We start from the raw sequence: 9,622 nt of genomic DNA, 5'->3' as shown, positions 1-9,622 counted from the left end.
GGAATACATACTGACGCTCTTCTCCAAGCCCCTATACTGTAGAAAATGTGGCCGGCGTACATATGCCCACATTACATACACTACCGATATTGTTAAATTTACTAGGAATTATTGGGATAATCATTTTTGTTCTTTGGTTAATTTCAGTTATTTTGCCCAAATTCAGATAAAATCCTAATCAAAGACAGTTGAGGCGACAAAATAACGACTACCTGTAATCATTTTTACAGATATCGTTAAAATCACAAGATGGATCTATAACCCATAGTGCTAATCTGCGCCAAGAGTAAGAATAACAGTTATGCCTCAACAAATATAGGAGGTAGGGTCGGTTACGTTTAATGGGTAACTGATAAAAGACGGTTAGCTATTCAGCCGCTATATTGCCACAACTGCTACCTTAAACTGTTTTATCCCCTTCTTGGTCACCAACTCATTCGCGAGGCTTTCTATCTCTAGGCTCCTTCCCTTAACTGCTATGATCTCAAGACAGCTTTCCCCTTCAAGATGGAGGTGCATGGTAGAGTTAACTATGTGTTTATAGTTGTGCTGCACACTGGTTAGAGCCTCCTCTATGCCTGGGACCTCATGGTCGTATATTAGGACTATTGCGCCGGTACTAGTGGCCGCTCCACCTCGCCATTTATGGTCGCTTATAAAATCCCTCATGGCTATCTGCAAGGCTTTAGATCTGTCCCCATAGCCAGCAGCCTCCACCGTCTCATCGAACTCCCTCCTAAGGTCGTCGGGCAGCGATATGCTTATCCTAGTAACCCCTTTAACCATCTAGACCACTGCAAGTATTAAATTCACATAATATTTTAATACATTTTCCTTAAATATTGACGCCCACAAAATTATGAAACGGCAACCAGCCTTGAGATGGACTACATGGTCGATGTTAAAACTTTAATTCAAAGAGCTGCCGAGTTTCATGGACACCTCGGCCCATACCTAGTCCTAGGCTTAAGAGCTGGCTTGGCTGCGACAAACGTGTTAGGGTATGCCCCGAGGGAGACAAGAGCTGAGGTTAAGACTCACCTATCAACTCCCCAGTCATGCTTTATAGATGGCGTTCAATTCTCCACTGGTTGTACTCTGGGTAAGATGAATATCAAGCTAATCGAGGATGATACCCAGTCGGCTGTAACCCTATATCGCGGCGGACGCCGAGTTAGAGTAAGGGTAAAGGATGAGGTAATTGCTAAGCTGAAGTCAACCTCGAGAGAGATGGAAAAGTTGGCTCTCACCCTAGCCGAAGAGCCAGATGGCCAACTCTTCGATATAGAGGTGGGATGATAGCGGAGAATAATGGATTTGTTTTGAGTAGGAGAGAGATCGTTTCGTTCGAGGGCTGAGGAATATATACTTTCGTCAATTACCGGGTTGGCACAGTCTCAGCCACTCCGATGAACGAGATGCGTAGATGACGGAGCCCCCCTTGCGGCCGGGGTTATTCTTGGAAAACCATAGCTAGCTTTTTCGGTAGGGAAGGACTGCAGACTTCCTGTAGGGCCCTCTTCGACGTTTTCCAGCCTTCTCCTTCCTCTCTTTCCTCACAATCAATTCATCTTCAGCTACTTCAACCTCACGCTTCACCCAGCTCCCCCCAGGAGGGTTATGGAATTAGTACAATTAATATGACAATCATTGAAGTAATAATGAGTTGACCTCTTAGTAGGGCGTAGATCAATCCGGGTGCGTGGCTAGTCACTAAATCTCTGCATGGCCTAAATATAAACACCGTCAAATAATGTGCCATCTGTCTTTGATTAATTTATTAGGCTGAACAACCCTCATAATTAAAAATGATGTTCCCATGCGTTAAAAGTGGACTATTTAGTAGATGGCCGATTTTGAGTAGGATCACGCCCCGTGACCAGCTTATCTCCGTGGGGGGATATGGCGGGAAATTGCTACGGTGGGAGAGCTGACTGGTGTGAAGAGTATCTTACCCCTCTTGCTCCTAATCATAATTCTTGCAAGCCAGCTGCCCGTGCAGGTAGGTGGGCAGGCGGGTACCAGGTTGAGCCTTTATGTAGCCCCTGATAAATTGGCTGCTGATGGTGGACTCTACGAGAGTCTTTTGATTCGATTAGAAGATGAAAATGGGCCGACTGTAGCGCCCTCTGACATTCCGATAATCCTCACATCCTCAGATGAGAAGGTTGCAAGCGTAGATCTTCAACTTACAATGCCGAAGGGTCATAGCTATATTGTAACAGGAATTCGAACAACGAAGACCCCTGGCACGGTTACGATCACCGCAGCCTCTCCCTGGATTCCTGCGGCATCAATAATGGTTACCACCATAACCCCTACAGGGGCGCCCACAAAGTTAGGCATCTATGCAGGCCCAACCTCGATCCTGGCTGAACCGACCCAAACAAGCTATATAACAGTTCGACTGGAGGATGCGAGGGGGCTCCCTGCGAAGTCGCCCTCAGATATCGAAGTCTCCCTCACTCTCTCGGAACCCAAAGTTGGGTCTATCGATAGTTACGTCATCATACGTGCGGGAGAGTTTCAGACTGCGACCACATTCCGCGCCACCTATACCCCAGGAAGTACGAAGGTCACAGCGTCAGTTGAGGGTTACCCGGTAGCCTCTGTCACCATAACGACTGTGGGTACTGCGCCTACAAAACTGGCCGTATACGCCCTTCCATCAAGCCTTCACATTCAAGACAAGCCTGGGCTGCTGATCGTTCAGCTACAAGGCGACACTGGAAACCTAGCTAAGGCTCCGTCTGACATACTTGTAACCCTTACATCTAACAGCCCCAATATTGCCAACCCTGAGGGCCCTGCAACAATTCGTAAAGGTGAAAGCCAAGCTGTCAGCTACTTGATTCCAAGGTCAGCTGCAGGTCAAGTTATTATTACCGCCGCCGCTGAGGGGTACACTTTAGGTTCCACCACAATCACCATATCGGCGGAGACTGGAAGCGCAAGTAGCGCGTCGGTTACTATAGCAGGTTGCAAAATACCATCCGATAGGGGGTCCTATAAAGTGATCGCAATACAGCTACTGACGAGCGGCGGCAAACCCGCAAAGGCTTCCTACCTAACTTTAGTGGCAGTCTCGTCTTCGAACAGCGAAGTGGGTTCAGTAAGCTCGGATTTGGTTTATGTAGAGGGGGGAAGCAGTTACACCATAGCCACGTTCAAAACTACACATAAACCGGGGACTACCACCATAACTGCCACCGCCTCAGGGTATAGCGCAACCGCAGCTACATTAACTACGGTCGGCTCCTCGCCAACAAAGATAGGCCTCATCACAACTCCACCAAATATATACGCCGACAACGCAACATACAAATCTCTAGTAGTTCAATTACAGGACTCCACGGGAGCACCAGTCAAAGCTCCAAATAGCCTCACCGTATCGCTCTATTCTTCAAATCTCGAGGTAGGCAGTGTTGACCCGAGCATAACAATCCATGCTGGCAGCAGTAGCGCGGTTGCTAACTTCTACTCGACGAGATTAGCCGGTAGCACCACGATATCATCTCTAGCTGAAGGCTATACGGTCGAGGCTGCCACGGTGACCACCTATAAACCTGAACCTCAAGCCTTCGCTCTGTTCGCCCTCCCAAGTGAGGTCTACGCGGATGGAACAAGTTATGACTCCATCTACATTCAACCACGAGATTCTGCCGGTTTACCAGCGATCCCATGGTCGGACATTACTGTACACCTTACATCCTCTAACTATGCGGTAGGTGATGTGGATCCAACAGTTAACATCCCGGCTGGAAAGAGCCTAGTTGTTACTAAATTCCACTCCGGTTTCAGCACTGGGGAGACGACAATAAATGCTCTCTCCAGCGGACTCTCAGCCACTACACTTAAAGTATCCACTATACCAGCATTGCCAACTGGCCCCCAAATCTCCGTCACGGTTAAAGCAACCCCTGAGATCATTCATGTAGGCGGGGAGTCCATCTTAGAGATCACGGCTATGAGTGGCGGAAACCCTCTGCCCAACGCTAAAGTGGAGCTGAGCGTAGATCTCGGGTCACTTTCCGCAACATCCCTAACAACTGGCATGAATGGGCAAACAAACGCAATATACTCTTCAAACCAACAGGGTGAAGCAACCGTCACAGTGACTGTCAGCAAGCAAGGATATCAAAGCTGCAGTGAAACTCTAGGTATAACAGTCTCTGAAGCCCCCTTGCTTACTTCTAACCTAGTATACCTCCTCACCGCTGCGGGAGCTGCGGCGGCGGTGACCATACTTCTCCTCAGATCAGGGAGGTTAAGACTTCCGATAAAACTTAGACTCAGTCTACCAAAATAGCATATTTACCTCGGCATGAGGCATATTTGAGTGGGGAATGACCGGAGGTAGCCTCGAGGTAAATCTTGTAGGCGAAGTGTGACATGGCTCTGAAGAGAGTACAGGAAGCTTGGAACCAGGCCTTGTGCAACTTCTATTATGGGCTCTCATATGTGGGGACATTAGTCCAAGAATTGAGCAGTATCAAAGACCGTAAGGCTGATGGCGTTAGCACAAACGTGGTTGAGAAGAGAGTTGAAAAAATTAGAGGCAAGCCGGAGTTTGGCGTCTGCTCTTATCTGCCTGACCTCTTACATTACAGAGAAAGAGTAATCCCACTCCTCGGCGAGCTCGGAGTAAAGTGGCTCAGGACAGACTTCCCATTCTCTTTGTGGCAAAGAGATAAGGCGAAGTTTGAGATGGTGGACGAGATAGTTGAGGAGGCGCGTAGAAGAGAAATTAATATCCTTCCAATACTGGGAACCTGGACGATCGGCAGCCCAAAACCACCAAAGAACAGAGAAGAATTTCTAGAATACATAAAAGAACTAGTCAAGAGATATGATGGAAAGATAGATGCCTACGAGTTTTGGAATGAGCCGAACTGTAGGTGGTTCTGGAGAAGCTCCATCGGCAACTTCGGTCGTCTCTTGGACTTATCGGCGCAGAGAGCCAAAAGTGTCAACCCACAAATAAAAGTCGGGATGAATGTAGCTTGGCTCTGTGGCTTAACTGGTCCGTGGGCACTTAAATTTATTGAGCGGATGGCGCGGGGAGGCTATCTCCGACATGTAGACTTTATAGGGCTACATGGCTATCCTGGAACATATGAACCAGGAGGCGCGAACACATGGAGGGAGAGGATAAAAGCTGTTAAGAAGCTAATGGAAGACACGGTTGGGGATAAGGAGCTATGGGTGACTGAGTTCGGCTTCTATGCCTTCCGAAACAGGTTATTTTATCCTCATACACCGCAGGTTCAGATCCAGTATCTTAAAGAGGCTTTTGACGCGATCGCTACGACCGGTGATGTTCCAGTCGCCATCTGGTACTCTCTTCACGACCCTCTAACACTCTCAAATCTCAATATGCAGAAGGTAACTTACCAAGAGTATGGGTTCGGTCTATACACGAAAAAGCTTGAACCTAAGGACACAGAAACAGCCAGGGTTATAATGGAAATTACTTCCCGATGATGCCCCTAGGCTGTTCCGGGGGACTTCGGTTTAAAGGTTAGTGTCCCTGTTCCAGCTTTGCTTTTAGATTTCCCACCGAACCTGAGTCTCAACTATATTTTCATACCGCAAAATTAGGTGGATGAAGCCTATCAATGTCACGGCGAGTAAGAGAGGCGAATAGACAAAAAAGTAGACGACGTACTCGGCAAAGTAGTAGAGGTACCTGAGCTTGGCGGATATAACCTTGAATAATGAAGATGAGACCCCGAAGCCTGTTATGTAGATTACAAAGGCGATAGCCCATTTCACGAGTAATGTCACTCCAGCCAGTATAGGTGAGAAAGGCAGTAAAAGGATTGTTAACGCACCGTAGAGTAGGTTGTAGGTTAGGAGGTATGAAACTGTGAATATTATGGAGGGTGTACATACAATTATTAGGGGCAGTAAGAATATGGGATACTTTACTAAACTCTTCCCTATCTCTTTGTAATAATCCTTAAACCAGAGAAGTGAGCCTATAGCCCACCTCATCCTTTGGGCATACCACGCTTTCCATGTATTAGGGACCTCATTCAACACTTCAATCTTGTTCGTGAACTTGAATCTGCAATCCGCTAGGAAGCAGCGCATCGTGAAATCCATATCCTCCGATAGAACAGCCTTGAAGCCGCCTAACTTATCGAACACTTGCCTTTTTACTGCGAACGCTGAGCCGTTTATTCCTAGAGCCCTCCCCGAGCGCGAGTATATCCAGTTGGTCATGTTAATTACTAGGAAATCATAACTGATGAGCCGTGAGAGGAAAGATTGCCTTATCACTCCTTTTCTTATATCCAACAGGTCTGTATCTCTCATCTCTTCGACCAAAACGCTCAGAAAATTATGGTCTTGGTCTTTGATGTCTACGTCGCCGTCTAGGAAGAAGAGGATCTCTCCACTAGAATCTTTGACGGCTTGGTTCAATGCAACCGCTTTACCCAGCCTCTGCGGGTTGAGGTGGAACTTCACCTGCCCCCTCATCTTTCTAGCCAAATCCCGGCTTTTTTCGGTGGGCTCATCGATTGTAACGATTATCTCTTTGGGCTGGTATTTATCTTCCAGCAGTTTCGCTAGAACCGTCTCGAGCAGGGCGGACTCTTTGTAGACAGGTATGATGACGCTGAGGCTTACAGGAGCCAACTCTGCTCCCTTAGATTTTTCTTATCTGACCGATATCTCTGGAGAGATAGAGTTCTCTGTAGTTACTTATAAATCTTGGCGAATTTTTCATGCGAACTTGTATTGACGATGGAACTTTAGGTTGAGTGTTTTTGTGGGTGATTCAGGTAAGTTTGGTTGGCTGTTTAAGAATCGTTTATATTGTTGCTGTGGTAAAATGTATAGAAAAACGGGTCGGCTGGTGGGCTATGCCGTTAATGGGTGAACATCCGATAAGATTGGAAGATATAACCATCGCAAGCTTCCTGAAGATCTTTGAGAGAATCATTAAGGTAAAGGAGTCAGCTGGCATAACTGCGATTCTGAATAATCCTCCAGACTTGTTTGAGAGAGCAAAGCTCTATGGCACCCAATATAGGAATGGCAGTTGGAACTGGACGTCGAATATCTGGAGTAGGAGTGCAGCTGGCAGTGTTGTTGTTGAGAGAGAGGAAGATTTGAGGGTTGAACATAAGCAGTTGATGTTAAGAGTTTTAGAGCACATACTCTGCCAGCCGATGATCCAAGTTGACGCAAACCTTGGGAAGCCTGGATCTAGGGCGGAGATGAGATGTCGGCTTTATTGCGATCCGCAGTTCCCTGATATTGCTTATCGCTGGAGCCAGATCAACTTCCCAGGTGATCCAAGAGCGAAGCCTGATGTGATGCTTTTCTGTATCCCGCATTACCTCGAAAATCCCAATGTTCCAGGTAAGGCTGAGATGCTCAGAGTGATTCGATTTCCTAATCACAATTATACGATCGTGACCTGTAGCTCCTATCAGGGAGAGGTGAAGAAGGGTTTTCTGTCACACTGGATATTTCACGTGTATAAGAGGGGTGGGATTGGGGAGCATGCCTCTCTCAAAGAGTTTACTGTCAAACAGCTCGATGGCACGGAAAAGAGGATAGTGATGTGTACTTGGGGTCTTACTGGTAGTGGGAAATCAACTCATGGGATGTATGTCTTCAATGAGCACAATGCTCCTTTATATAAGGAGAAGTTTGGGGTTGATGTCCTAGAACTCGTTAGAGATCAGTGTATCAAGAATGACGACATCGTTGGCATCTTCCCAGACCGTGTTGTGAGTTCGGAGAGAGGCAGCTGGACGAAGACCGAGGACATCACTGAAGACCAAGTAGCAATATACAACGCGGCTACAGTTCCATGGGCTCTACACGAGAATACCGAGTTTAGTTCAGACGGCAACCCAAGTTTCGAAGGGAGACTCTTCCAGTACTGGGGTAAACTCAACCAAAATGCGAGGACTGTGTTCAGGCTTGAGGATACTGGCTATTTCGACGGTGACGTAGATTCCAGCGGCCCCCTAAATATGGCTGTCTTCATAAGCCCAGGATACACCTCCGACTATGCTTGGGTGAAGATAAATGACGCCGCATTCGCGGCGAAGGTGTTGGCTGAGGGACGCACCACTGGGCATCCTGCTCAAAGTCGGGTAGGTGTTGGGGAGTCGAAATATGAGAGCCGGTACTGTCTCCCGTTCACCATGGGTGTGGGTAACGCTGCGCATGTGATTCGTTTCTACGAGTTCGTGAAGGCTCGGGAGGCTTCGGCTGATCCAGTCAACATCTACCTGCTAAATACCACAGGGTGTGTGGGTGCGGAGTATGAGTGGGCGGAAGTACAGCTTGGAGGTCGGAGGGTGAAGGTTCCTAAGACGAAGTTTAGAGTTGAGGGGACTAGGATTAAGCCTGTAGGTGGCACTGGGCCGTCGATCGAGGAGACTGAGCTGTTTCTTTTGCAGGCTGCTAGGAAGGCTGTGGAATATGAGCCTCATCCGGTTTGGGGTGAGAGGGTTCTCGTTCCTGTGAAGGTCCCGGGTCTCACTGAGCGGAGGTTGAAGGAGTTGAACCCGTTCACCTACCGTTCGATGGATGAGATGAAGCTACTGCTGGAATCACAGCTAGCCGTCAGCAAGTTTTATCTGGATCAACAGTGCCCAGGGCTCCCTGACTCCATATATAATAGTATGGATTTCTAGCCGCACTCTTTCAATTCCCTTTGTTGGGATTTTCGTTCTGCATCACCTTAAAAACGTTGAGTTTCGCATAAGCAAGCTTTTAGCTTTCAATTCCCTTTGTTGGGATTTTCGTTCTGCATCGTGACTGAAAATGAGTGAAAACGAAGAAATACAGGTTTGGCTTTCAATTCCCTTTGTTGGGATTTTCGTTCTGCATCCACAAAAGTTTTAGGGGCAGGCCTCGACCTTAGCGGCTTCACTTTCAATTCCCTTTGTTGGGATTTTCGTTCTGCATCTAAGGCCAAAATTGACCCCGACGCCGTGAGAATTCGCTTCGCTTTCAATTCCCTTTGTTGGGATTTTCGTTCTGCATCTTTGGGCGTGAATATATTAAAAAGGAGAGGTGAAGTAGTACTTTCAATTCCCTTTGTTGGGATTTTCGTTCTGCATCAGGGAGGTGGGGCGTAGTGGACTACGTGAAAACGATAGACTTTCAATTCCCTTTGTTGGGATTTTCGTTCTGCATCTGTTCACAAATCCGCCAGCCAGAAAACTTTTAACAATTAAACCTTTCAATTCCCTTTGTTGGGATTTTCGTTCTGCATCGAACTGTGATGCCTGTTGTGCGTGATTTTGGGCGCTGGACTTTCAATTCCCTTTGTTGGGATTTTCGTTCTGCATCGCGAGAGTAAGTGGAGCGGTAGACGGGAAGCGTTCCTTCTTTCAATTCCCTTTGTTGGGATTTTCGTTCTGCATCACCTTAAAAACGTTGAGTTTCGCATAAGCAAGCTTTTAGCTTTCAATTCCCTTTGTTGGGATTTTCGTTCTGCATCCTTGTATCGGGGTTTCAAGCAGTGCCCTGTCGACCAGATCTTTCAATTCCCTTTGTTGGGATTTTCGTTCTGCATCGGCACAAATGAGCGAGATTGAAAAATATTTCGTGGCGGAAGCTTTCAATTCCCTTTGTTGGGATTTTC

At 47.2% G+C, this 9,622-nt stretch carries 7 protein-coding genes and 1 CRISPR repeat array; of the genes, 4 read left to right on the top strand and 3 right to left on the bottom strand.

Annotation, left to right across the window (positions count from 1 at the left end; genetic code table 11):
* Positions 1–378: 378 nt before the first annotated feature.
* Positions 379–786, bottom strand: coding sequence for a nickel-responsive transcriptional regulator NikR (gene nikR / locus QXJ75_06555; protein MEM3737721.1), 408 nt, complete (start codon positions 784–786; stop codon positions 379–381).
* A 96-nt stretch (positions 787–882) separates the two neighbouring features.
* On the opposite strand from nikR, the gene QXJ75_06550 reads away from it, so the two are divergent.
* On the top strand, positions 883–1,299 hold the full coding sequence (locus tag QXJ75_06550; GenBank protein MEM3737720.1) for a formylmethanofuran dehydrogenase subunit E family protein: 417 nt from the start codon (positions 883–885) through the stop codon (positions 1,297–1,299).
* A 174-nt stretch (positions 1,300–1,473) separates the two neighbouring features.
* Here QXJ75_06550 and QXJ75_06545 read toward each other — a convergent pair whose 3' ends face one another.
* Positions 1,474–1,599, bottom strand: coding sequence for a hypothetical protein (locus tag QXJ75_06545; protein MEM3737719.1), 126 nt, complete (start codon positions 1,597–1,599; stop codon positions 1,474–1,476).
* Positions 1,600–1,939: 340 nt separating this feature from the next.
* Here QXJ75_06545 and QXJ75_06540 point away from each other — a divergent pair, with 340 nt between their 5' ends.
* Positions 1,940–4,309, top strand: coding sequence for an Ig-like domain-containing protein (locus tag QXJ75_06540; protein ID MEM3737718.1), 2,370 nt, complete (start codon positions 1,940–1,942; stop codon positions 4,307–4,309).
* Between the two features lie 83 nt (positions 4,310–4,392).
* Entirely contained in the window at positions 4,393–5,484 is a 1,092-nt protein-coding gene (locus QXJ75_06535) for a glycosyl hydrolase (GenBank protein MEM3737717.1), read from the top strand.
* 63 nt (positions 5,485–5,547) lie between these two features.
* Here the strand turns inward: QXJ75_06535 and QXJ75_06530 are convergent, their stop codons facing one another.
* Entirely contained in the window at positions 5,548–6,645 is a 1,098-nt protein-coding gene (locus QXJ75_06530; GenBank protein ID MEM3737716.1) for a glycosyltransferase family 2 protein, read from the bottom strand.
* Between the two features lie 152 nt (positions 6,646–6,797).
* Here QXJ75_06530 and QXJ75_06525 point away from each other — a divergent pair, with 152 nt between their 5' ends.
* The gene (locus QXJ75_06525; GenBank protein MEM3737715.1) at positions 6,798–8,666 is read left to right on the top strand and encodes a phosphoenolpyruvate carboxykinase (ATP); all 1,869 of its coding nucleotides are present in this window, start codon (positions 6,798–6,800) and stop codon (positions 8,664–8,666) included.
* Between the two features lie 7 nt (positions 8,667–8,673).
* Positions 8,674–9,622: direct repeats of the CRISPR family, unit length 27 nt; unit sequence CTTTCAATTCCCTTTGTTGGGATTTTC.

The organism is Candidatus Bathyarchaeia archaeon, assembly GCA_038883335.1.
GTDB lineage: Archaea > Thermoproteota > Bathyarchaeia > Hecatellales > Hecatellaceae > JAVZMI01.
This window is presented reverse-complemented; position numbering and strand designations above follow the sequence as displayed.

What these genes read in the sequence shown, in the direction of transcription:
- QXJ75_06535 (MEM3737717.1), top strand. Translation starts at nt 4,393, where the DNA reads ATGGCTCTGAAGAGAGTACAGGAAGCTTGGAACCAGGCCTTGTGCAAC.
- nikR (MEM3737721.1), bottom strand. Translation starts at nt 786, where the DNA reads ATGGTTAAAGGGGTTACTAGGATAAGCATATCGCTGCCCGACGACCTT.
- QXJ75_06550 (MEM3737720.1), top strand. Translation starts at nt 883, where the DNA reads ATGGACTACATGGTCGATGTTAAAACTTTAATTCAAAGAGCTGCCGAG.